Below are 25,905 nucleotides of genomic sequence, written 5' to 3' on the forward strand. Positions count from 1 at the left end.
GGGCCGCGATCTACCAGCGCCCGGGTAGCGGGCGTAGCAGGGTGTAGCGCCCGGCGCCGTTGCGCGCCAGGTACTGGCCCTGCTCCAGATCCTTGATCAGCTTGGACACCATCTCACGCGAGCAGCCCAGGCGGCGCGCCATGGCCTGGTGTGTCAGGCGCTCATCGGGCGTGCTCTCCAGCAGGGCCTTGAGCCGACCGTACACATCGTTGAGCGCCAGCTGCTTGGTGGACAGGGTGGCGGCGCGCGCGCGGCGGATCACGCGGGTGAGCAGGTCCAGTGCAAACTCAGGATGCTGGGCAATATGGGCCAGGACGGACTCGCGGCTGAGCATCACGCAGCGGCTGGCGTCCTCGGTGATCACGCTGGCCGAACGCGGGCCGCCATCCAGGCTCATCTCGCCCACATAGTCGCCAGGCCCATAGCTGCCATAGGTGATCTCGCGACCGCGGGCATCGCAGCCGAAAGCGCGCAAGCGGCCCGAGAGCACCAGATAGATGCTGTCGCCCTGGGCGCCTTCTTCGAGCAGCAGGGTGCCCTTGCGGTAGCTGCGGGGGCAGCCGCGTACGGCCAGGGCGGCTAGCGAGGGTGGCAGCGCCGCCAGGGCGGGCTCGACCGAACCCGTCACGGGGCTGGCGATCAGGGCTTGTGCAAGAACCGGCGTGTCCATGGACGCTCTCCCTTTGGGCGCATGGCGAACAGCCCGGCCCGAGCGTCGGATGTTAAGAGATGCAAACGCCGGCGTCAGTCACAACTTAGTTGTACAAGGCCGACATCAACGGCGGCAGCACAGCCAGCTGACGCAGCAGCTCGCGGATGCTGGGCGTGCCGGACTTGGCACGGATGCTCTGGATTTGCGTGCGTACCGTGGAGATGGCAACGCCCTGTTGCTGGGCCACGCCGGCGGGCTCATGGCCGTCGCTCAGGGCCTTGAGCACCTCGGTCTCGGCCGGGGTGAGACCGTAGCGCAGCGCAAACCACTGCACGGCCAGGGCGCCGCAGAGCTGGCGGCGCTCCAGCACCAGGAGCACGGCGGCCTGCTCCACATCGCGGTTCAGCGGCACCACCACCACATTCGCCTGTTCGGCCCCTTCGCCCAGGCGCAGCAGGCAGCGCCGGCCCTCGTCCTCGGCCTGGGCCAGGGCATCGAAGAAGGGCTTGCCGTCCTTGGGACTGCGGGTGCGCAACAGATGGCCCTGCAGCAGCAGCGGATGTCCCTGATTCATGGCCTGACGGGCAGCGCGGTTGCTGTACAGCACCTCGCCGCGCTGGTTGAGCAGCAGCACGCCATAGTCCAACTCCTCCAGCACCAGGCCCAGCCAGTGGCTGCTGAGCGAGGCGGCGCTGCGGCGTTCTGGGCGGGCCTGCGGGCCGGGGCCGCGGGACGGCGGCGAGGGGGCGAGCATCTCCAGCATATTGAACTCCCTGGTGAGCGGCCGTCACAGCGGCGCGGTTCTTGATGGGGTCAAGCTTAAGGAGGGATGCCCCGCGGCGGCGGTGAATCTTGCTGCCGAACTTTGTGAAAAATTCACATCGGCGACACGGGTCCCGCCGCAGGTCTGGGGCTCAGCGGTCCCGCACAAAGGGATTGCTGCGGCGCTCGGCGCCGAAGCTGCTCTCCGGGCCGTGGCCGGGGATGAAGACCGTGTCATCGCCCATGGGCCACAGGCGCTGGGTGATGGAGGCGATCAGCTCCGCATGATTGCCGCCCGGGAAGTCGGTGCGGCCTATGCTGCCGGCAAACAGCACATCGCCCACAAAGCAGCGCCGGGCCGAGGCCGAGTGAAACACCACATGGCCCGGGGTATGGCCCGGGCAGTGGCGCACCGTCAGCGTCTCGCGGCCCAGGCTGAGCGTGTCCCCGTCTTCCAGCCAGCGCGTGGGCGTGAAGCCCTCGGCCGGCGGGAAGCCGAACATGGCGCTCTGCTGGGGCAGGCCGTCAATCCAGAACTGGTCACCGCGATGCGGCCCGATGATGGGCAGGCCCTGCTCACGCGCCAGCTGACCCGCGCCGCCCGCGTGGTCGATATGGGCGTGCGTGAGCCAGATCGCCTGGAGCTTGAGCCCGCGTTCGGCCACGGCCGCCAGCAGCCGGGGCAGCTCCCCGCCCGGATCCACCAGGGCGGCCTCCTGGGTCTGGTCGCACCACAGCAGGGAGCAGTTCTGGGCAAAGGGCGTGACGGGCAGGGTGAGGTAGCGCAGGCTCATGCGGGTCGGGTGCGGGGAACAATGGATCCCTCATTGTTCCAAATGAGATCCCGTCTGCCGGCGCCAGGTCTCAAGCGCTGTGGGACACAGGGGCGCGGGCCTGCTGGCCCCCGCCCGCTCTCAGCAGCTCCTGGGCCGCGCGCAGCCCCGACTGGTAGGCGCCGTGCACGGTCTGGTAGTGCTGCCTGTCGGTGGCTTCGCCGGCAAAGAACAGACGCCCGTTGACGCTCTGGGCCAGATCGTCGCGCTGCGCCGGATGCGATCCCAGCACATGGCAGGAGTAGGCGCCCAGGGCATGAGGGTCGCTGGCCCAGCGGCTGACCAGCACGTCCTGCGGCGCCGGGATCTGGCTGCCGAACATGCGCCGCAGCACCGCCATGGCGTCCTGCGCCAGGGCCGCGTCGCTCATGGCCTCGATGCGACGGCCATGGTCCGCCGCATTGAAACCCATCAGCACCGGGGCACCGCTGGGGCGCGCCAGGCTCACCCACTCGGTCCATTGCCCCGCCCGACCCGTCGGTGGCAAATGGTTCAGCCAGTCCAGCTGCGTATCCCAGAAGGCGCGCTCAAACAGCAAGCAACATTTGTTCAGCACCCCCATGCCCAGATGCTCGATCGCGATCTGCTTGCGGCTGGGCAGCGCCGGGCTGAAGCGCACCTTGCCAGCCTTGAGCACGCCCAGCGGCAGGGTGACGATCAGCTGCGGCGCACTGAAGCTGCCGTGCTGGGTGCGCACCGTGACACCGGCCGCCCCTTGGTAGTCGATCTCCCGCACCTCATGCTGCAGCCGGATGTCCAGCCCGGTCGAGAGATGATCGATCAGCGCCTTGTAGCCATCGGGGAAGATCAGCTCCCCGCCCTCGTAGGCGCTGCCGGCATCGAACCAGCGGGCCGAGAGCTGGCGGGTCGCGGCACCGTACTCATGCTCGAACTCGCTATTGAGCAGGAAGTCGATCAGGCGCTGCTGCGGGGCCGGGCGCTCGGTGTAGTCCAGGGCCTCATAGACCAGGGCTTGCAGCGAGACATCGCGGGCCTCCAGCTCGCGCTCGGCCAGCAGCTCGCCGATCCGGCCGCGCAGATCGGCCAGGCGCCGCTGCTCCGCCGCGCGGAGTTCGCCGCCCAGGCCGTCATAAGCCTGGGCGTTCTCCATATCGGTGCTGAAGGTGCGCGCCCCGATGCGGCGCGCCAGCTGGGTCAGCGGATTGGCCGGGCCCGCCCCATGGATCCAGGAGGCGCCCAGGTCCATGGCCGGTCCGCGCCAGGCCTGGCTGGTGAAGATGCGGCCACCGCTGCGCTCGCGCGCCTCCAGCACCAGCACCCGCTGGCCGGCGGCCCGCAAACGCTGAGCCGCCGCCAGGCCGGCAATGCCCGCGCCCACCACGATCACGCGCGGCGCATCGGCGGCATGTACGGGCTGGCGGTCACTGGCCCGCTGCAGTTGCGCCAGGGCCGGAGCCATGCCCATGCTCAAGATCGATCCCAGCCCCAGTCCGGTGGCTCCCAAAGCCTGGCGTCGTTTCATGCGGAGATCCTTGCTTGCGGTGCTGAGGGGCGGCGCTTTCAGCGGCACTGGCCACCCGCTCTCACCGGGGCTCCGCCAGGCTGATCTGCCAGCGCTGCACGCCGGCTTCGGCCACCGGCTCGGGCTCGAAGCCCGTGCGTGCCAGCAGCGTGATCATGCGCGCATTGTCGGCGAGCACCTCGCAGGCCATGCGGCCCATGCCCGAGGCGGCGGCGGACCGCAGCAAGGCCTCCAGCAGTGCTCGCGCCAGGCCGCTGCCCTCCCAGAGCTGCGCCACCGAGATCGCGAACTCCGCGCAGCGCCGGCTGCGGTCGAGCTGGCAGCAGGCCTCGCCCACGATCAGCTCGCCCTCGCCGGCAGGCACCACCGCCACCAGCGCCAGCTGGGAGCGCCCATCCACCCGCGTCATCTGCGAGAGCAGGCGCTCGGACGGATTCACGCCGCCGTGAAAGCGCAGCCGGCGCCGCTCTGTGCCCAGGTCCATCAGATAGCGGCCCATGGCGCCCAGGTCTTGGGCGTCGACCGGGCGCAGCCGGGGCGCGGGCTCACTGCCGCCCGCGCCCCAGACCTGGGCCAGACGGGCGGCATGGTGACGCAGGGCGGCGAGCAGGCGCTGCCGCAAGGGGCGCCGGGCCCCAGCTCCAGCCCCAGGCCCAGCCCCATGCCCAGCCTGTAGCGGCTGGCGGCGGCGTGCCCAGGCAATCGTCGGGCGGTGTGTACAGGCGTGCATGGACGGTGCTCCGAGGCAGGGGCCCGGTGGGCCCTCGTGGTCGATGGCTGAACTGTGTTCGCCATCCCCGCCTGCCGTCCTTCAGCCTTGCTAAGGCTGCGCCTAAGTCTTGCTAAACAGGCCTACCCATCGGATGCGGACTCAGCGCAGCGTCACGGCAAAGACGCCCGCGTGGCACAGCGCTGCGCCGGGCGCCATGGCGGCCGGCAGGGGCTGCGCCCGCGTGGCCACCCGGCCGACCAGGGCCGCCTGGGTGGCCGCATCCAGCCAGATCTGGTGCGCGTTCGCGTCCTCTGTGCCGTCCGGCCCGGCGGCATCGGCCTGCCAGCTCAGCGCCAGTGCGGCATCCAGCGCTGCGCCCGTGCAGCGCCCCGGCGCGGGCAGGCCCGCGGCGGCGGGGGGCGCGACCAGCGTCAGCGCGCCGCTGGCAATGCCCACGGCCAGGCCACCCCCCGCGCGGCCCAGGGCCAGGCGCTCGGCGTTGAAGAGGTCCTGCATCTCGGCCATGTCCAGCGCGGCGCGGGTGGCGGACAGGCGCGCCTGGGCCATGGTGGCGGCCTCAGCCGCGCCGCTCCCGACGCCGAAGCGCGCCAGCAGGGTGCCCCCGAGCTCGCCCATGAGCACGCCGCCGTGGTTGGCCACGGCGTCGCGCCACAGGGTGTGGCATTCGTCCAGCCAGCGCATCTGCTCGGCGGCGGCCTGGGTGGCGCACATCGCCTGGGCGGCGCTGCGCGGCTTGACGGCCAGCACGACCGCCTCGACACGCTCGGCCTGCTGCATCACGCTGCTCTCGCTGGCGCGCGGGGCCTGTGCCGCAGCGGCCGCGGTCAGCCGCTGGATCAACTCCCGTTGCTGCTCGCGCAGGCGCGCCTTTTCCAGGCTGGAGGCCACGCGCGCCTTCAGCAGCGTGGGGTCCACGGGCTTGTGCAGATAGTCATCCGCACCCAGCTCGATGCAGCGCGCCACCTGGTCCACCGCCTCCACCGAACTCGTCACCACCACCGGCACGTCGCGCAGCTCCGGGTCGCGGGCCATGGCCTCCAGCACCTCAAAGCCGCTCATATGCGGCATGGCCAGGTCCAGCAGCAGCAGGTCGAAGCGCCGCGTGCGCAGGGCTTCAAGCGCCTGGCGGCCGTCGAGCACGGCCGTGACCTGATGCCCCAGCAGCTCCAGCGAGCGCACCAGCAGCAGGCGGTTCACCCGGTTGTCCTCGGCCACCAGCAGATGCCCCCGTGTGCCGTGCCGGGGCGGCGCCAGTGCGGTGGGCGCGGTGGGCGCGGCGGGTGCGGCCATGCCGTCCGGGCGGGGCGCGCTGGGCGGCGTGAACTGGTAGCCCCGCCCGGCCACGGTGGTGATGACGCTGGCGCCCAGCAGCTTGCGCAAGGCCGCCACCTGAACGCTCAGATTGTTCTCTTCCACCACCACGCCGGGCCAGGCCAGCTGCATCAGCTCGTCCTTGCTCACCACGCGCTCGCGCCGCTCCAGCAGGGCGCGCAGCACCTCGAAGGCGCGGCTGCCCAGCGCGGCCGGCTCACCGTGGACCAGCACCTGGCGTTGAGCGAGGCGCACACAGAAGTGGCCGAAGTCGTGACAGTCAGACATGGGAGTTCGGTTCGATGAAGGCCCGCAGCGCCGCGACCAGCGGCGCCAGGCCGGTGCTCAGCGTGTGCAGTGCGGCCGGGTCGGCGGGCAGGCCCTCGTGCTCCAGCACCCGCGCCGCCTCGCCCAGGCCCAGGGCCCCGAAGGTCAGCACATTGCTGCGCAGCGCATGGGCCGCGCTCATGAAGCGACCGGCCTCGCCGGCCGCCTGGGCCCGCTCCAGCTCCTGCAGCAGGCCCGGCGCATCCTCGGCAAAGGCCTGCACCAGCTCGGCCACAAAGTCCTGGCCGGCGCTCTGGCGCAGCCGCGCCAGGATGGCGTGATCGATGAGCGCAGACGCCTGCGCAGGCGCAGGCACCAGCGCAGACGCCTGCGCAGGCGCAGGCACCAGCGCAGGCGCAGGCGCAGGCGCCCGCGCGCGGGCCGGCCGCCGCAGCGGGCTGGCCGCCAGCACGGTGGCCAGCATGTCTTCCTCGATGGGCTTGACCACATGCCCGTCCATGCCCGCCTGCAGGCAGGCTTCGCGCTCGGCGGGCAGCACGCTGGCGGTCAGGGCCACGATGCGCGGCCTGTGCTCGCCCATGCGGCGCACGATCTCGCGCGTGGCGCTGAGCCCGTCCATCTCGGGCATGTGCAGGTCCATCAGCACCAGGTCGTAGGGCTGGCGGGCCAGGGCGTCCAGCACCTCCAGGCCATTGGCCGCCACATCGGCGCGGTAGCCCATGCGCTGCAGCAGGCGCAGCGCCACCTTCTGGTTCACGGTGTTGTCTTCGGCCAGCAGGATGCGCAGCGGGTGGCGCGCGGCCAGGCCCTGGGCCTCGGGCCCCTGCTGCGCCCTCGCCGGTGCGCTTGCGGGCGCGGGGCCCGCCCGGCCGGGGGCGCTGCCCGCCGGCTCATGCGCAGGTCGCTCGCAGGGTGTCGCCCTGATGCTGAAGTGGAAGGTCGAGCCCAGGCCGGGGCCGGCGCTCTCGGCCCACATGGCGCCGCCCATGGCCTCGGCCAGGCGCTTGCTGATGGCCAGCCCCAGGCCGGTGCCGCCGTAGCGCCGCGTGGTGCTGGAGTCGGCCTGGCTGAACTTCTCGAACAGGCGCGCGTGGTCGGCCGCGGAGAGGCCGATACCCGTGTCGCGCACGGCAAAGTGCAGGCTGCCGGGCTCCGGCCCCAGGTCCACGCTCAGCAGCACCTCGCCCGCCTCGGTGAACTTCAGCGCATTGGCCAGCAGATTGAGCAGCACCTGCCGCGTGCGTGTCACATCGCCGGCCACGGCGCCGGGCACGGCCTCGTCCACCCGCAGCCGCAGCGCCAGGCCTTTCTCGGCCGCGCGCGAGGCCACCAGATCCAGGGCCGAATCGATGCAGGCGCGCACATCGAAGGGCTGGGTTTCCACCTCCATGCGCCCGGCCTCGATCTTCGAGAAGTCCAGGATGTCGTTGATGATGTCCAGCAGCGCGTCGCCCGAGGACCGGATGGTGGCCACATAGTCCAGCTGCACCTCGTTCAGCGGCGTGTCCAGCAGCAGGCCGCTCAGGCCGATCACCGCATTCATGGGCGTGCGGATCTCGTGGCTCATGGTGGCCAGAAAGGCGGTCTTGGCCTCATTGGCCGCCTCGGCCTGGCGCTTGGCGCATTCCGCCTGTTCGCGGGCCTCCTGGGTCTCGTTGATCAGGCGCGCGTTCTTCATGGCCAGCTGGGCCTGGGCCGCAAAGGCCTGCACCACCGCGATCTGCCGGTCGCTGAAGGGGCGCACGGTGCGCCGGATCGCGCTCAGAATGCCCACCACCTGGCCGTCGTCCACCAGGGGCACCATCAGGCAGGTCCGCACGCCGCCCCGGTCGGCAAAGCCCGTGGCCACCGCCAGGCCGGCCTTGTAGGCGGGCGTGTCCATCAGATCGCTCAGATGCACATAGGCGCGCTTGAGCGGCTCGGGGCCCAGCAGATGTTCCAGCGGGAACTCTCTTTGCATATCGAGCACGGCCTCGGGCCAGTTGCCCAGATCGCCCCAGCCCCCGGCCGGCCGGGCCAGGCTGCCCCGCACCAGCCACAGCCCGCCGTCATCGGCCTCGCACAGGCGCGCGACCTTGCCCGCAATCGCATGGAACACCGGCTGCAGATTGCCCGGCGACGAGGTGATGACCTGCAGCACCTCCGAGCTGGCGGCCTGCTGCTCCAGCGCCTCCTGGGTTTCGCGGTACAAGCGCGCGTGCTGGAGCGCGATCACCGCCTGGTCCGCGAAGGACTGGGCCAGCGCGATCTCGCTGCTGGTGTAGCGCGGCCAGGCCCGCTGCGCGAATAGCCGCGCGATGACCAAGGCCCCGATGACCCGACCCTGCACCACCATGGGCAGCACCAGGCCCGCGAAATTGCCCAGGGCCTCGGCCACGCGGCGAACGCTGCGGGGCACGTCCGCGCCGTTCAGCGCGTCCGGGTAATGCATGACGCGCCGCTTTTGCACCGCCTCGCCGATGATGCTGCGGCCCACCGGCTGCGGCAGGTAGTTGCGGGCCATCAGGCGCCCGTGGGGCCCCTGCACGCGGCCGATGCGCATGCTGCCTTCGTCGTCCACCACCAGCAGGCCCATGTCGGAGCAGGGGATGACGCGCTTGCAGTTCTGCAGAATCTTGTCGAACACCGGCTGGCTGTCTGCCGCCGCGCCCTGAATCACCTTGAGCACCTCGGCGCTGGCCTTCAGCGCGGCCGCGGCCTCCTGGGCGGCGGCCTGGCGCTGCGCCAGCGCCTGCTGCAGCGCCGCCATTTCCCGCTGCTGCGCCAGCGCCAGGGCGGCCTGTGCCGCCAGGGCGGACAGCAGCGCGCCGTGCGCCGCTTCAAAGCGCCCCTGCGGCCCCTCGATATCGGCATACAGGCAGCCCAGCGGCCCCTCGGGCGCCATCAGGGGCGCCACCAGGCAGCTGCGCTGCCGCTTGGGCTCCGCGCCGGGCGGCCCGTGGCGCAGCCGGCTGGCGCCGCTGTCCAGCGCCTCCTGCAGCCAGGGCCCCACGGCGTCGAGCAGGGCCTCGGCGCGCTCCTGGCCCGGCAGGCGTGCGCCGGCGATGGCCGGCGGGCTCAGGCGCGTTTGCAGCACCAGCAACACCCGCTGGGCGCCCAGCAGCTGCAGCGCCTCGTCCAGCACCGCGCTCAGCAGCGCCGACTCGCGCTTCAAACCCCCAAGCCGCAGCGGCAGCCGCGCCAGGCGGTCCAGCCTGTCGGGCCATGAGGGGGTGGGGATGCTGCTGCGGGCTGAAGTCGGTTTGCTAGGCATGGGCGCCGGGATTATGTGGGCGATTGCCGCCCTCATTGCGGCGGCCCTGCTCGCAAATCACGGGCCGCTGGCGCGCTGTTTCCTGCAGCCGACAGTGCTTCTGAAATCTTGCTAAACGCGGCCTAAAAGTTCCTAAGGGCGGGGCGCTGGGCGGGCTGTGAGCGCTGCTGCGCAGCGTATCTGGGTCGCTGCTGCAGAGCGGCCGTGAGCTAGGTTGTGTCAGCTTCAGGCTGGTGACAGTCGCTGGTCCTCGCCACATGAATGGCCGCTCACGACCCGCAGCGGTAGTACAGAGTTCGCAAAGGCAGTTACTCGACGCGGATGTCTTCTGCGGGCCCTTTCCAGCCACCGACCTACTGCGAAACCGGCCATTCGAAAACTACGGGCGCCGATTTGATAGCTTCTGTTCTAAAGACGTGCTGAACTGACTTTCTGCTGCTGAGAACAGTGGCTGCAGCCAGTGTTCAGGACTGCGCCTGCTTGATGAACAACTCCCATAGGTACTCTGCGGCTACCTCTTGAGACGGGTGCTTGTCGCGACCGCCACCCCAGTCCGTCCCTGAACGCGCAGTACGTGTCGTTAGTTGAAGCGCGGCTTGGCACACCCCTTCCGCGGTCGAGCTTGGGTTGTGCGCCATGGTGCCTCCGACACCTGATCGTCTCGGGTCGAGAAACGATGCTCAGACGGTACGTTATTCTGTGTGTGTGTGAAGAGCCACAAATCAATGCAAGCGCCTCATATGCCCGCGCCCTACCCGGCCTTTGGCGAACTTCTGGCTCGACTTCGCGTTGCTGCCGGGTTCACCAAGCAGCAAGAGCTGGCAACCGCTCTTGGTGTCACCCAGCAGTCGGTGAGCCGTTGGGAGAGAGGGCTTGCGCGCCCTCGGTTGACCGACATCGCGGTGCTGGAGCGGCTGGTGCGGGCCAAGGACAACGAACTCCTGGCGGCGGCCGGGTACCAAGCGGCACCTGTGGACGCTCGCGCCGAGACCGCCACCTCGCACGACCGGCCTCTGCCGCTTTCCGCCCTTCCGCCGGAGACGTTTGAGAGCTTCTGCGCCGCCCTCTTGCACCGGATGTACCAGCCCCACGGAGGCACGGTGCATCGCTATGGGGGCACAGGGCACAAGCAGCACGGCATCGATATCTTCGCCACCGGCCCCTTCGGCACCCATTCTTTTCAGTGCAAGCGCGTCAATGAGTTCGGCGCCCAGAAGGTACATACCGCGGTGGCCGAGCAGACCTACGCCGCAGACCTCAAGGTGCTCCTGCTGTCCAGCGTTGCGAGCCCAAGTTCTCGCGATGCGATGGCAGCCCACGCTGGCTGGGAGTTGTGGGACCGAGAGGACATTACCCGACGGCTTCACGACCTGCCGTTGGTCGACCGCCTCGACCTGGTCGACCGGTACTTCAGTGGCCAGCGCCTCGACCTGCTTGGCATTGATGAGCCGGGGCCCATTCAGAGTCCCGAGGACTTCTTCAAACCGTTCCTGGTTTCCGACCGCTTCTTCAACCACTCCTGGGCGCTCGTCGGTCGCGATGAGGAAATCTCACAGGTTGTTGACTGCGTCCAAGACGAGTCTGTCGTCCTAACGTGTCTCGTAGGTGCACCCGGCTCTGGCAAGAGTCGTGTTCTACGCGAAGTGACCCAACGGCTTCCACAGAGCACGCCCCTGCATGTTCGGTTTGTGTCTGCGACCGAAGAGGTCAAGGCCCACCATCTGGACAGGCTGCGCGACAGCCGAGGGTCCGCCACGCTACTCGTCGTCGATGATGCGCACGAACGCGAAGATCTCGGCATCCTCCTCAGGTACGCGGCTGTTCCCGAGAACCGCTCGCGATTGCTCCTATCGCTTCGCCCCTATGGGAAAGAAGCGCTGCGGCTGCAGGCTGCCGACGTAAGCCTCTCTGGGCCTTCGGTCAGATTTGCTGATATGCGTCCGCAGACTCGGGAGCAAGCTCAAGCACTGGCCGAATCCGTCCTCGCCGAATGCAAGGCACCACCAGCAGCGGCTGTCGAGATTGCGCGCGCAACGTACACCACGCCGCTCGTCACTGTCTTGGCAGCGCAGTTGGTCGCACGCGATGGTGTGTCGCTCGCGCTTCTTGGCAATGCAGAGGAGTTCCGTATCTATGTGCTGAGAAGCCTTCAGGACGTCATCACCGTTACCTTAGTTACAGGGCAGGACGTTCCAAGGCTGAGGGCAATCCTGCGCGTAATCGGACTCCTTCAACCCATCATCCCGGACGACCCAGGCCTGCTCAACATCCTGTTGAAAGCCGAGGGGATAGCGCCGCCGGACGCCAGTCGCCTAATGCGACTTCTCGGAGAAGCCGGCGTCCTGTTCAAGCGTGGGCTTCGCTCGAGGCTCGCTCCAGACCTGTTGGCCGATGAAATCATTCGCTCGAACTACCTCAACGCGGATGGCACAGCCAACGAGCGCGTCACCCAAGTCTTCGACCTCGCCGGTGCGGACCACCTGAAAAACATGTTCGTTAATCTTGGTCGCCTAGACTGGCGCCTGCGCAGGGGCAAGACAGATGACAGCGCGCTACTGACCAGTCTTGGCCCCAAGCTGCGGTGGGGTGATCGGTACAGCAATCCCCACGTAGAGGCAGTCGAGGCCGTTGCGTACTATCAACCCAGTTTTGCGCTGGACTTCGCGGAGCGACTCATCGCCGAGGGGCATGGGGACAGCTCATCCGTATGCAACATGGTGCGCTACGCGGCGTACACCTACGACCACGTCCAAGAAGCATGTCGGCTGCTGTGGACTGCTGGACGCAACGACGCCCGCGCGCTTCACCAGCAGCCCAGCCACGGCATTCGAATCCTCAAGGAGCTGGCCGAGTTCCAGTTGAACAAGCCAATCGAGTACGTGCGAGAGGTCGTTCACTTCGCGCTCGCGCTTCTGGAACGTCCTGCCTCGCTCAAGTCGACTTATACGCCCTTCTCCATTCTGGAAGGAGCGCTGCGGACCGAGATGGAGACGAGGCGCTTCTCCCGCTCGGCCTTGACCATTACCCGCTACCAACTGCCGTTGGAATGGGCCCGAAAAGTCAGGGACGAAGTAACTAGTGCATTACTCAAGTACCTGCGGGAGGGGCCTCCACGACGAGCGTTTCTCTCGGCGCAGACGATAGCCCAGGCCCTGCGGGGGCCTATGCATGGCGGCACGCCCGACCATGCTTGGAAGCAACAGCAAGTAGAACTATTGCGAGAACTCAAGGTTGTTCTGAACGAAGTTCACGTGTCGCCCGTCGTCCTGGTTCGGGTCGCGCAGTCCATCTCCTGGCATGCGTTTCACGGCTGGCCCGAGGCCTCAGTTGAGGCTCAAGCCATCCTCTCCTTGTTGAACAGAGACATTCGGACTCGACTCACACGCGCACTCGTAGACGGCTGGGGGACGGATACATGGAGGCTAAGCGAAGATCTCGAACGCGAAGAACACGTGAAGGACCGTCAACTCCTCACGGCAGATCTCATCGCCGCGTTCCCAGAGCCAAGCCGCCTGTTTGAAGAACTACATGCCTCCTTGGAGGAAATTGCCACCGTCGCACACGACGGATTTGGGTCGTCGATCTTTCTCGTCAACCATCTACTTGCTTCGGTAAACGGCCTTGCTACCGAACTCCTCTTGAGGAGCAACGAGGGCCGATCCGGTCGTCTCGAACAGTACGTAGGCGCAGCACTGAGCGCGGTCGTTGAGGCCGGCGACTCAAGTCTCGTAAACGAATATGTCATCCGATCAGAGAGGTCCGCTAAGGTGTTGGCGCAGCTCGCTGAGGCGTATATGCGGTTCGAGCCCTCCCGTCCCTACACGCCCCAAGAAGTGGAGCTGTTCAAGCGCATCTTTGAGTCGAAGGACCCGACCGTTCTATTGTTCGCTTCGAACCTCACTCGCCAGGTGGCCAGCAGAAGTCCAGCGCTGGCCGTCGAGCTCATTTGTTTGGCGGACTTTGCGGTCAACGCGCGCGCAACTCACGACATGTTCATGTGGCTCTCCGGCGACAAGGCTATTTCGGAGGCTGACGTCGCGAGCCGACGGAACGAGTTGCTGAGGAAGCTAGTTGTGCTGAAGGAGCTAGACGACTATTGGGTCCGTGCATTCCTCGCAGCATCAATCAAGAAAGATCCCTTGTCGGTCATCACGCTGGCTATGGCACGACTCGTGGAAGCGAAACGACGAAACGATTGGTCTTACGAGCCACTGAGCAAAGAGCACAACGGGAAGGGCCTTGGCCTGATGGAAGTCGAGGCCGGGCCACGGCTATTGCGGGACTTCCTCGACTGGGCCCTCGAAGAGTCGAAGGTCATTCCGAGCACACGCCAGGTTGGCGAGACAGTCTCCGGCCTTTGCGGAGACTACGGTGAAGCCCTGCTCAACCTTCTGCTTGATTGGATGTCCTCGGGCACCCAAGCCCATGCCATGCTGGTTGCCAGAGTGCTGCAGGAGAGCCAGCCAGCTCTCATTTATGAACACTCAAAGTTTATCCAGGACATCCTCAACGCGGCCGAACTCGTTGGCGAGGAAGCTCTGGATGAGATTCGGTCGGCAATCGCCGCGGCAACACACTCCGGAATTCGTGGAGGAACTCCTGGGGAACCGTTCCCGGAGGACCTCCGAATGGAACAGCACTGCGAGCGGATGTTGGCGTCGCTTAGCCGAGCCGAACCAGCGTTCGACCTATACGACAGACTGCTCAAGGACGCTCGCTATGCGATAGCGCGTCAGCGCAAGTCAAAGGAAGCTATTGAGGAAGAAGATGACTAGCTGAGAGCCGAGCCGATGGCACCGCTTACCCGCCAGGCATCGCGGTGCAAGAGGCGTCGCTGCGAGAGCAACCGCTTTCAGGGGAGCATGCGAAAGACCGCTCCTGGCCGGAAGCAGTCATCCCGCTTGGGATCCTGACGGACAGCAACCGCTGCAAAGCCGCCCCACCTCACAGCCCAGCCCCCGGTTCTTGACCTCGGCCACCAGTTCAGCACGCCGGTGGCAGCTCGGGCAGCGGGTGCGGGCCTTCGTGGACTACCTCGCCAAGGCGGTCGGCGCCGCCCCAGCCGCCAACTCCCCCTGAAACGCCCGCCGCCACTGCTGCGGTGAGGTCTTGAAGTTGCGCCGAAAGTGCAGCCGCAAGGACTCGGCGGACCCGAAGCCGGCCAGCCCGGCCACGGCCTCGATCGACTGGTCGGTGCGCTCCAGCAGGTTCTGCGCGCGCTGAAGCCGCTCGGTCAGCAGCCACTGATGCACCGTTGTGCCGGTGATGGTCCGGAACAGGCGGGTGAAGTGGCGCCGGCTCATGCAGGCGGCGGCGGCCAGGGTGTCGAGCGTGTGGGGCTCGTGCAGGCTCGCGCGCACATCGGCCAGCAGCTGGGAGAGCCGGCTGCTGCCCTGGGTCAGCGGCAGGGGCTGGTGGATGAACTGGGCCTGACCGCCAGACCGATGCGGCGCGACGACCAGACGCCGGGCCAGCTCCGTGGCCTTGCTGCTGCCCAGGCGCTGGCGGACGAACTGCAGGCAGGCATCGATGCCGGCCGCTGTGCCCGCCGAGGTCATGAGGCCGGGCTCCTCGACATAGAGCACATCGGGCAGCAGCTCCACCTCCGGGTAGCGCGCGGCCATGCGCTGGGCGTACTCCCAGTGCGTGGTGGCGCGCTTGCCGGCCAGCAGGCCCGCCTCCGCCAGGACATGCGCGCCCAGACACAGGCCGATCACGTCCGCACCACGCGCATGCGCCTGGCGCAGGAGCTTGAGCAGCGGCTCGGGCGGCCGCTCCTCCACGTCGCGCCAGCTGGGCACCACGATGACATCGGCCGCCGCCGCTTGCGCCAGACCGCGCAGGCCCGAGAGCTCATAGCCCATGCTGGTGCGCAAGGGCTGGGGCTCCGCGGCACACACAAAGACCTCGAAGGCCGGTGAGGGCCCGAAGGCTTCACCGAACACCACGCCCGGAATGGCCAGATGAAAGGGGCTGACACCCCGGAAGGCGATCACGGCGACCCGGATCGCGGGGGGCGCCGCAGCAGCGGCCGCCGCTTGCTTGTTTTCTTTCTTCGCCATCAAGAAGCTGCCATCGAATGGCCCGATCTTGCCGCAAACCATTGTTCAGGCCAATGGGCGGATCGGCGGCGCGCTCCAAGAATGCAGGCTCAGACCCATTCAACCAAGGCACAACAGCATGAACCGGCCCGCCCTGATCGTCATCGACCTGCAGAACGACTATTTCCCCGGGGGCGCCTTCCCCCTGCACCAGCCCGACGAGACGCTCGCCAGCGTCCTCGAGGCCATGCGCCGCGCCAGGCAGCAAGGCATGCCGGTGATTCACGTCCAGCACATTGCCGATGGCAGCAAGGGCATCTCGCCCTTCTTCAATGCGGGCACCCACGGTGTCGCGATCCACGCGGACGTCCTGGCTGCCGTGCCCGAGGCGCCCGTCGTCATCAAGCACTTTGCCGACAGCTTCGAGCAGACCACGCTGCACGAAACCCTGCAGCAGCTGCAGGTGAACGAGCTGCTGCTGTGCGGCATGATGACCCAGAACTGCGTGACCCACACCGCGCTCTCGCGCCGGGCCGACCTGTACCGCCAGGTCACGGTGCTGAGCGATGCCTGCACCACGGTCAGCCCCATGCTGCATGCCATCGCCCTGAATGCCCTGTCCACCCGGGTCCGTCTGGCGACGGTGGCCGAGGCGCTGCCGGGCGCGCCCGAGGCCCGCTAGCCGCCCGGCCCTTACTTCAGCGCAAAGCGCACATTCACCGGCTTGCGCCCCGGCAGCTGCACCAGGGCCACGACCTTGCTGCCGGCGGCCAGCTTGAAGTCGCCCTGGGCCTCCAGCCGCTCGCCGCCCACCGCGACCAGGCTGGCCTCGCGCTTGTCACTGCCGCTGAGCAGGGTGAGGCGGGCGCTGGCGCCGTTCAGGGCCAGGGGCTTGCCGTGGTCGCGCACATAGAGCGTGATCTGGCCGGGCCGGCTCAGCAGCAGCTCGAAGTCCAGATCGCTGGCCTCGGCCACGATGCCGCCATGCAGGGGCTTGTGATCGTGCTGGTGATTGCCGCCGGCCTGGGCCGCGGTGCCGGCCAGCAGCGTCAGGGCCAGCAGGGGGCCGTACAGATAGGGCTGCGTTTTCTTGATCATCGACATGCGTGTTCTCCTTGGATGGGGGAAATGGGGGGAGGGGATCAATCAGCAGGGCTCAGAGCGCCTCGCCCTGGCTGTCGCGCGCCAGGCGCTCGGCCGGGGCGCGGCCGAAGAGCTTGAACATCAGGGGCGTGAGGAAGGTGTCCAGCAGGGTGGCGCTGATCAGGCCCGAGAAGATCACCACCGCCACCGGATGCAGGATCTCGGTGCCGGGGCGCTCGGCCTCGAAGAGCAGGGGCGCCAGGGCGAAGGCGGTCACCAGGGCCGTCATCAGCACCGGGGCCAGGCGCTCCAGCGAGCCGCGCAGGATCAGGGGCGCGCCAAAGGCCTCGCCCTCGAAGCGCATCAGGTTGACGTAGTGACTGACCTTGAGGATGCCGTTGCGCACCGCGATGCCGGCCAGGGTGATGAAGCCCACCAGGGCCGCCACCGAGAGCGGCTGGCCCGAGAGCTTGAGGCCCAGCACCGCGCCCACCAGGGCCAGGGGGATGTTGCCCATGATGAGCAGGGCCAGCACCGTGCTGCGGTAGCGGCTGTAGAGCACCACGAACATCAGGCTCAGCGAGACCAGGGACAGCAGGCCCACCAGGCGCGCCGCCTCCTCCTGGGCCTGGAACTGGCCGCCCAGGGTGATGAAGTAGCCCTCGGGCAGGGGGGTCTGGCCCACCACCGCGCGGATATCGGCCACCACCTCCGAGAGCGGCCGGCCCTGGGCATTGGCCGAGAGCACGATGCGGCGGCGCCCGTCGTCGCGGCTGATCTGGTTGGGGCCGTCGCTCTCCTCCACCTGGGCCAGGCGCGACAGGGGCACGCTGCCCAGCGGGGTGCTGATCATCAGCCCCTCCAGGCCGCCGGGCGCGCGCGCCGCCTCGGGCAGGCGCAGCACCAGGGCAAAGCGTCGGCTGCCCTCGCTGATCTGGGCCAGCTGCTGACCCTCGACCAGGCCTTGCAGCTGGGCCAGCAGCTGGGGCGCGGCCAGGCCGTGGCGCGCCAGGGCCTGGGCATCGACCCGTACCTTGATCTGGGGCGCCAGCACCTGCTTCTCGATCTCCAGATCGGCCAGGCCTTCAATGCCGGCCAGGCGCGTGCGCAGGGCATCGGCCTGGGCGCGCAGCTGGTCCAGGTCCTCGCCGAAGATGCGGATGGCGATCTGGGAGCGCACGCCGGAGAGCATGTGGTCGATGCGGTGCGAGATGGGCTGGCCGATGGCGATGGCCGCCGGCAGGTTCACCAGGCGTGAGCGGATATCGGCCTGGATGGCGTCCATGGAGCGGCTCAGCTCGGCGGCGGGCTTGAGGCCCACGTCCAGCTCGCTCACATGCACGCCCTCGGCATGCTCGTCCAGCTCGGCGCGGCCGCTGCGCCGGCCTACATAGACCACCTCGGGCACCTGGGCCACCAGGGTCTCGGCCTGGCGGGCCAGGGCCGCGCTCTCCGACAGGGTGACGCCGGGGTTCAGGCGCATGCCGATCAGCAGCGTGCCCTCGTTGAAGGGCGGCAAGAAGGTGGTGGGAAAGAAGGGCACGGCCGCGGCCGCGGCCAGCACCGCCAGGCCGCCCGCCGCCAGGGCGGCACGCGGGCGCTCCAGCACGCGCTGCAGGCCGCGCCGGTAATGGGTCTTGAGCCAGACCAGCAGGCGGGTGTCGCCATGGTCCAGGGACTTCATGCCCGGCAGCAGATAGGCGTTGAGCACCGGCGTCAGCGTCACCGAGACCAGCAGGCTGGCCAGGGTGGAGACGATGAAGGCCACGCCCAGGGGCATGAAGAGCCGGCCCTCGATGCCCGGCAGGGCGAACAGGGGCACAAAGACCAGCACGATGATGACCGTGGCGTAGAGGATGGCCGAGCGCACCTCCATGGTGGCGCGGGCCACCACCAGCAGGGGGCTCAGGCGCTCGGCCTCGGGGCGGGCGCGGTTGTCCTTGAGCCGGCGCAGCACGTTCTCGATGTCCACCACCGCGTCGTCCACCAGGCCGCCGATGGCAATGGCCAGACCGCCCAGGGTCATGGTGTTGATGGACAGGCCCAGCCAGCGGAAGACCAGCACCGTCATCAGGATGGACACCGGAATCGCCACCAGGGCGATCAGGGTGCTGCGCAGATTGCCCAGAAAGAGCAGCAGCACCAGGGCCACGCAGCCGGCCGCGGCCAGCAGCTTGCCCTGCAGATTGCCGATGGAGGCCTCGATGAAGCTGGCCTGGCGGAAGGTCACGCGCGGCGTCTCCATGCCGGCGGGCAGGGAGCGCTGCAGCTCCTGCAGCGCCGCCTCGATGCGCTGGGTGAGGGCCACGGTGTCGGCGCCCGGCTGCTTCTGCACGCCCAGGATCACCGCCGGCTGGCCGCCAAAGCCCGCATCGCCGCGGCGCGGGGCGGCGGCAAAGCGCACCTCGGCCACCTGGCGCAGCAGCAGGGGCTGGCCGTTGCGGGCGCCCAGGGCCAGGTTTTGCAGGTCCTCCAGGGCCGAGCTCTGGCCCAGATGGCGGATCAGGTACTCACGCCCGTTGAGCTCCAGAAAGCCGCCCGAGCTGTTGGCGGCATAGCCCTTGAGGGCCGCCTCCAGCTGCTCCAGCGTGAGCCCCAGATCCGCCAGGCGGGCCGTGTCGGGCTGCACCTGGAACTGCCGCACCTCGCCGCCGATGGGAATGACCTGGGACACGCCCGGCAGGGCCATCAGGCGCGGGCGCAGCACCCAGTCCGCATACTCGCGCACCGCCATGGGGCTGATGCGGGCGCTGTCCACCGGAATGGCGATCTGCATGATCTCGCCCATCACCGAACTCACCGGCCCCATGCGCGCCACGATGCCCGGCGGCAGGCCGCCCTCCATCGCGGCCAGGCGCTCGGACACCATCTGGCGCGCCCGGTAGATCTCGGTGCTCCAGTCGAAGGTGATGTAGAGAAAGCCCAGCCCGGCGCTGGAGCTGGAGCGCACCGCCTCCACGCCGGGGATGCCGTTCATCGCGGTCTCCAGCGGAAAGCTGATGAGCTGCTCCACCTCCTCGGCGGCCATGCCGCCGGCCTCGGTCATCAGGGTGACCGTGGGCTTGTTGAGATCGGGGAACACATCGACCGGCGTGCGCGTCAGCGTGAACAGGCCGTAGGCCATCATCACCGCGCCCAGGATCAGCACCAGCAGGCGGTTGGCCAGGCTGTTGTCGAGTAGCCACTTGAACATGACAGGCTACCTTTTCTATCAACGGATCTGGTTGAGCAGGACGGCGCCCTGCACCACCACGCGCTCACCGGCCGCCAGGCCCTGCGTTACCGCCACCCGCGCGCCATCCAGGGGCTGGACCGTCACGACGCGGGGCTCGAAGCGCTCGGCCGAGTGCTTGACCCAGACAATGGGCTGGTTGGCCGGGTTCTTCTGCAGCGCCGCGGCCGGCAGGGCCACGCCCTGCACCTGGCTCCTGGTCTGCACCACCACCGGCAGGGGCTGGCCCACGGCCAGCTTCTCCAGGCCGGCAAGACCTGGCCCCTCGACCTGGAAGCGCAGGGGCAGGGCCTGCTCGCGCAGCGCGCGCGCCGCGCCCACCAGGCGCAGCGGCAGGGCGCTGCCGCCCACGCTCACATGGGCGCCGGCCACATCGGCGGCCAGGGCTGCGTCAAAGGCCAGGGCCTCGACCTGCAGGCGCGTGGGGTCCACGATCTCGAACACCAGCTCGCGGGCGTCCAGCACCTGGCCGGCCACGGCATGGGCCGCGGCAATCACGCCGCTGGCCGGGGCCAGCAGGGCCTCGCGGCCCGAGAGGCCGCCGCCCACCGCGGCCATGCGCGCGCTCAGGCTGGCCAGCTCGCTCTCCAACGCCTCGATCTCGCGGCGCGGCACGCTGTCGGCCAGCTCCTTCAGGCGGGCCAGGCGCTTCTCGGCCAGGCTGTGGCTGGCGCGCAGCTCGGCCAGCTGGGCGGCCTGGGCGGCGCGCTCCAGGCTGTCGCTGGCCGGCTGCACATAGGCCAGCAGCTCGCCCTTGCGCACGCTCTGGCCCAGGCTGGGCAGGCCGCGCGGGCCGGCTTCCAGGCGGCCGGCCTGCATGGTCTGCACCTTGCCGCCGGCATTCGGGTCCATCAGCACCTTGCCGTTCAGGGTGAAGGCGCGCGGCAGGGCCTGGACCTCGCCGGGCTGGGTGCGCAGGCTCATCTGGCGCTGGGCGGGCTTGGGCACAAAGACGCTGCCATCGCTCTGGCGCTGCGGGCCCTTGGCGCTGGGGGCGGGCGGGGCGTCGCCATGGTCATGGCCGGGGCCGGCCCAGGCGGCGGGCAGGCTCAAGCTCAGGCTCAGGGCCAGGCTGGCGGCCAGCAGGGACATCAGGGCGGTGCGGCTCATGCGGCGGCCCTCCGCTGACGACCCAGGCGCAGGCCGGCGCCCAGACCCAGCAGGGCCAGGGCGCCGGCGGCGATGTACTTCCAGCGCGCGCTGGCGGCCGGCGCGGCCGGCTCGTGCGCATGCAGGTCCAGCTCGCCGGCCAGCAGATCGCTCTCGTTGCCCGCCAGCACGGTGGCCGTGACCGGGATCAGGCCGGGCTGGGGCTCGCGCTCCAGCTGCAGGGTGAACTCGCCCTGGCCCTCGCCCTCGCTCTTGGGGACGGGCTTGAGCTTGGCACCGCCGAAGTCCAGCTCCAGCGTGGCGCCCTGCACCGGCGCATTGCTGGCCGCATGGTCCAGATAGAGGGTGAGCTGGCGGCCGTCCAGCACGCCCACCAGCTCGAAGAGTTCGGAGCTGGCGGCAAAGCGCGGCAGGGCCTGGCCCGTGGCGGCGGCGGGGGCCTCGTCATGGCCCTCATGGGCCTGGACCGGCGCGGCCAGCAGCGCGGCCAGCAGCAGGGGAAGAAGCAAGCGGTGTTTCATCTGCGGTTCTCGGATGCGTGACATCACTGCGGCAGCAGGCCCAGGGCCTGGCGCAGGGCGGAGACGGCCTGATGGCGGGCGAGCTGGGCCAGGGCCTGCTGGCGCTGGGCCTCGAAGGCCTCCAGCTCCACGCGCAGGCGGGCGGGCAGATCGCTCTGGCCCAGGCGGAAGGACTTCTCGATGAAGCCGTGCGCCTCGGTGGCCAGGCGGGCGCGCTGGCGGGCGGCGTCCAGGGCCTGCTCGGCGGCGTCCAGGCGGGCGCGGGCGCCGGCCAGCTCGCTGCCCAGGCGCTGGCGCTCCAGGTTCAGCTGGGCCTCGGCCTCGATCAGGGCCGAGCCCGCCGTGGCCAGGCGGGCGCGCTGGCCGGCCTCATTGCCCAGGGGCAGCTTGAGGCCCAGGCTGAGGTTGCGGCCATAGGCCTCGCCCAAGGCGCCGCGCTCGCGGCTGCTGCTGAGCGAGAGCTCCGGACTGGCGCGGCCCTGGGTGGCGGCCAGGGCGCGCTGGCGCTCGGCCAGCAGGCGGCGGTCCTGCAGCTCGCGCAGGGCGGGGTGGGTCAGGTCGGGCTCGACGAACTCGGGCGGCAGCTCGGGCAGGGGCTCGGGCCGCTCCTCGGGCTCGGTGCCCACGCCCAGGGCCTTCAGGGCCAGGAGGGCCTGGGTGGATTCGGCCCGGGCCAGGGCGGCCTCGGCGCGGGCAGCGGCCAGCAGGCCCTCGGCCTGGTGCGCATCGCTGCGCGCCAGCTCGCCGGCCGCCACGCGGCGCTGCACATCGCGGGCCAGGGCGGCGGCGCTGCGCTCGCGGGCCTGGGCCAGGGCCTCGTTCTGGCGGGCGCGCTGCCGGGCCCACCAGGCCTCGCGCAGCTGGCCGGCCAGGCGCCAGGCCGCGGCGGCGCTGCGGCTGTCCACGGCGGCCAGCTCGGCATCGGCCAGGGCCTGGCTGCTCTGGCGCTCACCCGGCCGCCACAGCGGCAGGGCCAGGCCCAGGCTTTGCTCGCGCTGACCGTTGTTGCGGCCCAGATAGCGGTCGCTGGCCAGGCCCAGTTCCAGGGTGGGGGGCTCGGCGCTCCAGCGCCGCGCGGCCTGGCCCTGCTGCCGGGCGGCTTCGCGCAGGGTGGGGGCGCTCAGGGCCTCGGCCTGGCGGGCCCAGGCGGCCTCGAAGGCCTGGGCCAGGGTGATGGGGGGCGTGTCCGCCTGGGCCAGGGCCCCGGCGCTCAGCAGCGCCAGGCCGGCCAGACCGGTCCCGGCGCTCAGACGGCGCAGGCCCGTCCGGAATCTCGTCAACATGAAAAGCACAGCCTTCTCTCAGCGCCGGGCACGGCAGGCCCGGCGGCGGGATGGATGGGCGCGGTCCGGCAGGCGGGCCGCGGCGTCTCAATCGCGGGCGAGACGCGGGCTGTGGGGCGGTCGGATCAGGCGCTCGGGCAGGCCGGCGGTGATGGAGCGCTGGTAGGGCGTGGCCACGCGCGCGGCCAGCAGGGGCGGCTGGGGATCGAGCCGGGGCAGCAGCAGGGCGGGCGTGGCCACATGGCAGCTGGGGCAGTCCAGGTCCGGACCGGCCTGGCCCGGCTCATGGCCGTCTTCCTGCTCGTGCTGGTGCTCGTGGTGGCCGAAATGCGGGCTGGGCAGGCTGCCGTCCGCCGTGGCCACGATCTCCTCATGCTGGCAGACGCTGGCCGCGGCCGCCCAGGTCCACTGGAGCGGCAGCAGGGCAAGCATCAGGATCAGGACCAGACGGCGCAGCATGATGGGGGCGGAGTGTAGCGGCGGGGAATGACGGCGTGTCGGCTGCGGGATTACGCCGCCGTCATCTGCGGCCGGGGCGCGCGCCAGCGCAGCAGGCGCAGGCCGTTGAGCACCACCAGGGCGCTGGCGCCGGCATCGGCGAACACCGCCAGCCACAGCGAGCCCAGGCCGAAGAGGGTGAGCAGCAGCACCGCGGCCTTGATGCCCAGGGCCAGCGCGATGTTCTGCCACAGCACGGCCGCGCTGTGGCGCGAGAGCGCGATGAATTCGGGCAGGCGGCGCAGATCGTCCTGCATCAGGGCCACATCGGCGGCCTCGATGGCAATGGCCGTGCCGCCCGCCCCCATGGCGATGCCGATATCGGCGCGGGCCAGGGCCGGGGCATCGTTGATGCCGTCGCCCACCATGGCCACCGGGCCCGGCAGCTGGGCGATGGCGGCCAGCTTGTCCTCGGGCAGCAGGCCGCCGCGCACCTCGCCGCCGTCCACATCCAGGCCCACGGCCCGGCCCACGGCCGCCGCGGCGCCGGGGTTGTCGCCCGAGAGCATCACGCAGCGCAGGCCCAGGGCGTGCAGCTGGCGGATGACCTCGGCGCTGTGCGGGCGCGGCGGATCGGCCACGGCCAGCAGGGCCACGGGCAGGCCCTCGCGGGCCAGCACATTGACGGTCTGGCCCTCGGCCTCCAGGCGCTCGCGCTCGGCCCCGCCATCGGGCAGGCCGCGCTCGCGCATCAGGCGTGCGCTGCCCAGCAGCCAGGTCTGGCCCTGGATGCGGCCGGCCAGGCCGCGGCCGGCCAGGGATTCAAAGCTGTCCACCGCCAGCAGGGGCAGGGTCTCGGTGTCGTGCGCCGCCACGATGGCGGCCGAGGCCGGGTGGGTGGAGAGCGCGGCCAGGGAGGCGGCAATATGCAAGACCTGACCCCGCTCCAGCGCGGGCTCCAGCGCCAGGGCCTCGCTCAGCACCGGCCGGCCCTCGGTCAGGGTGCCGGTCTTGTCCAGGGCAATGGTCTTGAGATGCCGGCCCTGCTCCAGATAGAGCCCGCCCTTGATCAAGAGGCCGCGGCGCGCGGCGGCGGTCAGGCCGCTGACGATGGTGACCGGGGTGGAGATCACCAGGGCGCAGGGGCAGGCGATCACCAGCAGCACCAGGGCGCGATAGAACCAGGTGCTCCAGTCCTGGCCGGCCATCAGCAGGGGCGGCAGCAGGGCCAGGGCCACGGCACCCAGCACCACGATGGGTGTGTAGATGCGGGCAAAGCGGTCCACAAAGCGCTGGGTGGGCGCGCGCTGGCCCTGGGCCTGCTGCACGGCCTCGGCCATGCGGTCCAGCAAGGTCTGACCCTTGGGCGCCGTGACTTCCATCTCCAGCAGGCCGGCCTGGTTGACGCTGCCGGCCAGCAGCAGATCGCCTGGGCCCTTGGCCACGGGCAGGCTCTCACCGCTGATGGCGGCCTCGTCCACGCTGGACTCGCCGCTGAGCACGCGGCCGTCCAGCGCCACCCGCTCGCCCGGGCGCAGGCGCAGGCGCGCACCCAGGGGAATGGTGGCGGCCTCGCGCACCAGCCACTGGCCGTCGGCCTGCAGCATCAGGGCGCTCTCCGGCGCCAACTCGGCCAGGGCCTGGATGGCCTTGCGGGCGCGCTCCAGGCTCAGGGCCTCCAGCATCTCGGCCAGGCCGAAGAGCCAGACCACCATGGCCGCCTCGGGCCACTGGCCCAGGATGATGGCGCCGATGACGGCCAGGCTCATCAGCAGATGGATATTGAGCTGCAGATGGCGCAGCGCGATCAGGCCCTTGCGCAGCGTGGGCAGGCCGCCCAGCAGCAGGGTGGCCAGCACCAGGGCGATCACCGCGGGATGGCGGTCGCCCCAGCCGCCAAAGGCCAGGGCCTCGGCACCCACGGCGGCCACACCGGCCAGACCCATCATCCAGCGCTGGCGGCGCGAGACGGCGGGGCCCGGCGCCGGGGGCGCGGCGGCGGTCTCCAGGGGTTTGGCCTGCATGCCGGTGGCTTCAATGGCGCGCAGCAGCGGGGCCTCGTCGGCCAGGTTGTGGTCCACGCTCAGCACCCGGCCCATCAGGTCGAAATGCAGGGCGCTCACGCCTTGCAGAGGGGCCAGGGCCTGGCGCAGCAGGGCCTCCTCGGTGGGGCAGTCCATGCCGGCGATGTGCAGCCGGCTGCGGCGCTGGCCCGCGACGGCCGCGGGCGCCGGCGCGTGGGGGGCGGGCGCGGCGCCCGGTTCGTGGTGGGTGGGGTGGTCATGCCCCCCGCAGCAGACGGCGGCCGGGGCGGTGGGGTCCGGGTGTTGATGAGCCATGACGCGATTACACAGTCTGTAGCGACTCCAGAGTCAAGCTATGCTCGGAGCATCATGATGCGAATCGGCGCCTTGTCCCAGGCCACCGGGGTGGACATCGAAACCATACGCTTCTACGAGAAGAGCGGCCTGCTGCCCGCGCCCGCGCGCAGCGAGAACGGCTACCGCGCCTACACCCAGCAGCATCTGGAGCGCCTGTCCTTCATCCGGCACTGCCGGGCCCTGGACATGTCCCTGGCCGATGTGGCCCTGCTGCTGGAGAGCCTGCAGACCACGGACGCGAGCCGCCTGGCCGAGGTCGATGCCCTGGTGGCCGCCCAGCTGGCCAAGGTGCGCGCCCGCCTGGCCAGCATGCAGGCCCTGGAAAAGCAGCTGGTGGCCCTGCGCGCGCGCTGCGACGCCGACCATGCCCACCACGGCTGCGGCATCCTGGAGGAGCTGGTGGCCGCTGCCCATGGCGAGGCCTGCGCCTGCCACGGTCAAGGCAGCCCCGCATGAGCCTCGCCCCCGCACCCCGCCGCATGGCCGCTCTCGCGGCGGCCG

18 protein-coding genes are annotated in these 25,905 nt (G+C 70.0%); 3 read left to right on the plus strand and 15 right to left on the minus strand.

Translation table 11 applies throughout. The features are described from left to right. Nucleotides 1-10 precede the first annotated feature (10 nt). From DFR39_RS03275 to DFR39_RS03305, 7 genes are all read right to left on the minus strand, one after another. Complete coding sequence (locus DFR39_RS03275) at nucleotides 11-670, minus strand: Crp/Fnr family transcriptional regulator (RefSeq protein ID WP_133602085.1); 660 nt, start codon at nucleotides 668-670, stop codon at nucleotides 11-13. Nucleotides 671-755: 85 nt separating this feature from the next. Then, the gene (locus tag DFR39_RS03280) at nucleotides 756-1,415 is read right to left on the minus strand and encodes a helix-turn-helix transcriptional regulator (protein ID WP_133602086.1); all 660 of its coding nucleotides are present in this window, start codon (nucleotides 1,413-1,415) and stop codon (nucleotides 756-758) included. Nucleotides 1,416-1,566: 151 nt separating this feature from the next. Next, nucleotides 1,567-2,208, minus strand: a complete 642-nt coding sequence (locus DFR39_RS03285) for an MBL fold metallo-hydrolase (protein ID WP_133602087.1) — start codon at nucleotides 2,206-2,208, stop codon at nucleotides 1,567-1,569. A 70-nt stretch (nucleotides 2,209-2,278) separates the two neighbouring features. Further along, nucleotides 2,279-3,730, minus strand: a complete 1,452-nt coding sequence (locus tag DFR39_RS03290) for a flavin monoamine oxidase family protein (protein ID WP_133602088.1) — start codon at nucleotides 3,728-3,730, stop codon at nucleotides 2,279-2,281. Nucleotides 3,731-3,791: 61 nt separating this feature from the next. Further along, nucleotides 3,792-4,352, minus strand: a complete 561-nt coding sequence (locus DFR39_RS03295; RefSeq protein WP_162849402.1) for a GNAT family N-acetyltransferase — start codon at nucleotides 4,350-4,352, stop codon at nucleotides 3,792-3,794. A 249-nt stretch (nucleotides 4,353-4,601) separates the two neighbouring features. Next, on the minus strand, nucleotides 4,602-6,062 hold the full coding sequence (locus DFR39_RS03300; RefSeq protein WP_133602090.1) for a response regulator: 1,461 nt from the start codon (nucleotides 6,060-6,062) through the stop codon (nucleotides 4,602-4,604). Further along, entirely contained in the window at nucleotides 6,055-9,315 is a 3,261-nt protein-coding gene (locus DFR39_RS03305) for a GAF domain-containing protein (RefSeq protein WP_162849403.1), read from the minus strand. The genes DFR39_RS03300 and DFR39_RS03305 overlap by 8 nt, the downstream gene beginning before the upstream one ends. Nucleotides 9,316-10,055: 740 nt before the next feature. Here DFR39_RS03305 and DFR39_RS03310 point away from each other — a divergent pair. Further along, a complete protein-coding gene (locus tag DFR39_RS03310; protein WP_211343779.1) occupies nucleotides 10,056-14,090 on the plus strand; it encodes a helix-turn-helix domain-containing protein in 4,035 nt (1,344 codons plus the stop codon). A gap of 255 nt (nucleotides 14,091-14,345) precedes the next feature. Here DFR39_RS03310 and DFR39_RS03315 read toward each other — a convergent pair whose 3' ends face one another. After that, nucleotides 14,346-15,377, minus strand: a complete 1,032-nt coding sequence (locus DFR39_RS03315; RefSeq protein ID WP_133602093.1) for a GlxA family transcriptional regulator — start codon at nucleotides 15,375-15,377, stop codon at nucleotides 14,346-14,348. Nucleotides 15,378-15,495: 118 nt separating this feature from the next. Here DFR39_RS03315 and DFR39_RS03320 point away from each other — a divergent pair, with 118 nt between their 5' ends. Beyond that, complete coding sequence (locus DFR39_RS03320; RefSeq protein WP_133602094.1) at nucleotides 15,496-16,038, plus strand: cysteine hydrolase family protein; 543 nt, start codon at nucleotides 15,496-15,498, stop codon at nucleotides 16,036-16,038. Between the two features lie 11 nt (nucleotides 16,039-16,049). On the opposite strand, the gene DFR39_RS03325 is transcribed toward DFR39_RS03320, so the two are convergent. The 7 genes from DFR39_RS03325 to DFR39_RS03355 all read right to left on the minus strand — a co-directional run bounded on the left by DFR39_RS03325 (nucleotide 16,050) and on the right by DFR39_RS03355 (nucleotide 25,362). After that, entirely contained in the window at nucleotides 16,050-16,460 is a 411-nt protein-coding gene (locus DFR39_RS03325; RefSeq protein ID WP_246030660.1) for a hypothetical protein, read from the minus strand. Between the two features lie 52 nt (nucleotides 16,461-16,512). Further along, nucleotides 16,513-19,632: an efflux RND transporter permease subunit gene (locus DFR39_RS03330; RefSeq protein ID WP_133602095.1), complete on the minus strand. Its 3,120-nt coding sequence runs from the start codon at nucleotides 19,630-19,632 to the stop codon at nucleotides 16,513-16,515. An 18-nt stretch (nucleotides 19,633-19,650) separates the two neighbouring features. Further along, on the minus strand, nucleotides 19,651-20,781 hold the full coding sequence (locus DFR39_RS03335; RefSeq protein WP_133602096.1) for an efflux RND transporter periplasmic adaptor subunit: 1,131 nt from the start codon (nucleotides 20,779-20,781) through the stop codon (nucleotides 19,651-19,653). Next, a complete protein-coding gene (locus DFR39_RS03340; RefSeq protein ID WP_133602097.1) occupies nucleotides 20,778-21,302 on the minus strand; it encodes a hypothetical protein in 525 nt (174 codons plus the stop codon). Before DFR39_RS03340 ends, DFR39_RS03335 begins: the two co-directional genes overlap by 4 nt. Nucleotides 21,303-21,325: 23 nt before the next feature. After that, nucleotides 21,326-22,585, minus strand: a complete 1,260-nt coding sequence (locus DFR39_RS03345; RefSeq protein ID WP_133602098.1) for a TolC family protein — start codon at nucleotides 22,583-22,585, stop codon at nucleotides 21,326-21,328. A gap of 87 nt (nucleotides 22,586-22,672) precedes the next feature. Then, nucleotides 22,673-23,044, minus strand: coding sequence for a DUF2946 family protein (locus tag DFR39_RS03350; protein WP_133602099.1), 372 nt, complete (start codon nucleotides 23,042-23,044; stop codon nucleotides 22,673-22,675). Nucleotides 23,045-23,094: 50 nt separating this feature from the next. Next, nucleotides 23,095-25,362, minus strand: coding sequence for a heavy metal translocating P-type ATPase (locus DFR39_RS03355; protein ID WP_133602100.1), 2,268 nt, complete (start codon nucleotides 25,360-25,362; stop codon nucleotides 23,095-23,097). A gap of 54 nt (nucleotides 25,363-25,416) precedes the next feature. Here DFR39_RS03355 and DFR39_RS03360 point away from each other — a divergent pair, with 54 nt between their 5' ends. Next, on the plus strand, nucleotides 25,417-25,860 hold the full coding sequence (locus tag DFR39_RS03360; protein WP_336622252.1) for a Cd(II)/Pb(II)-responsive transcriptional regulator: 444 nt from the start codon (nucleotides 25,417-25,419) through the stop codon (nucleotides 25,858-25,860). Nucleotides 25,861-25,905 lie beyond the last annotated feature (45 nt).

The sequence above is a fragment of the Roseateles asaccharophilus genome (genome assembly GCF_004362405.1).
GTDB lineage: Bacteria > Pseudomonadota > Gammaproteobacteria > Burkholderiales > Burkholderiaceae_C > Kinneretia > Kinneretia asaccharophila.

Excerpts from the sequence above, each read along its gene's own strand:
- DFR39_RS03345 (WP_133602098.1), bottom strand. The coding sequence starts at position 22,585 with ATGTTGACGAGATTCCGGACGGGCCTGCGCCGTCTGAGCGCCGGGACC.
- DFR39_RS03305 (WP_162849403.1), bottom strand. The coding sequence starts at position 9,315 with ATGCCTAGCAAACCGACTTCAGCCCGCAGCAGCATCCCCACCCCCTCA.
- DFR39_RS03280 (WP_133602086.1), bottom strand. The coding sequence starts at position 1,415 with ATGCTGGAGATGCTCGCCCCCTCGCCGCCGTCCCGCGGCCCCGGCCCG.
- DFR39_RS03310 (WP_211343779.1), top strand. The coding sequence starts at position 10,056 with ATGCCCGCGCCCTACCCGGCCTTTGGCGAACTTCTGGCTCGACTTCGC.
- DFR39_RS03290 (WP_133602088.1), bottom strand. The coding sequence starts at position 3,730 with ATGAAACGACGCCAGGCTTTGGGAGCCACCGGACTGGGGCTGGGATCG.
- DFR39_RS03360 (WP_336622252.1), top strand. The coding sequence starts at position 25,417 with ATGATGCGAATCGGCGCCTTGTCCCAGGCCACCGGGGTGGACATCGAA.
- DFR39_RS03335 (WP_133602096.1), bottom strand. The coding sequence starts at position 20,781 with ATGAGCCGCACCGCCCTGATGTCCCTGCTGGCCGCCAGCCTGGCCCTG.
- DFR39_RS03315 (WP_133602093.1), bottom strand. The coding sequence starts at position 15,377 with ATGGCGAAGAAAGAAAACAAGCAAGCGGCGGCCGCTGCTGCGGCGCCC.
- DFR39_RS03275 (WP_133602085.1), bottom strand. The coding sequence starts at position 670 with ATGGACACGCCGGTTCTTGCACAAGCCCTGATCGCCAGCCCCGTGACG.
- DFR39_RS03300 (WP_133602090.1), bottom strand. The coding sequence starts at position 6,062 with ATGTCTGACTGTCACGACTTCGGCCACTTCTGTGTGCGCCTCGCTCAA.
- DFR39_RS03350 (WP_133602099.1), bottom strand. The coding sequence starts at position 23,044 with ATGCTGCGCCGTCTGGTCCTGATCCTGATGCTTGCCCTGCTGCCGCTC.
- DFR39_RS03340 (WP_133602097.1), bottom strand. The coding sequence starts at position 21,302 with ATGAAACACCGCTTGCTTCTTCCCCTGCTGCTGGCCGCGCTGCTGGCC.
- DFR39_RS03285 (WP_133602087.1), bottom strand. The coding sequence starts at position 2,208 with ATGAGCCTGCGCTACCTCACCCTGCCCGTCACGCCCTTTGCCCAGAAC.
- DFR39_RS03325 (WP_246030660.1), bottom strand. The coding sequence starts at position 16,460 with ATGTCGATGATCAAGAAAACGCAGCCCTATCTGTACGGCCCCCTGCTG.
- DFR39_RS03355 (WP_133602100.1), bottom strand. The coding sequence starts at position 25,362 with ATGGCTCATCAACACCCGGACCCCACCGCCCCGGCCGCCGTCTGCTGC.
- DFR39_RS03320 (WP_133602094.1), top strand. The coding sequence starts at position 15,496 with ATGAACCGGCCCGCCCTGATCGTCATCGACCTGCAGAACGACTATTTC.
- DFR39_RS03330 (WP_133602095.1), bottom strand. The coding sequence starts at position 19,632 with ATGTTCAAGTGGCTACTCGACAACAGCCTGGCCAACCGCCTGCTGGTG.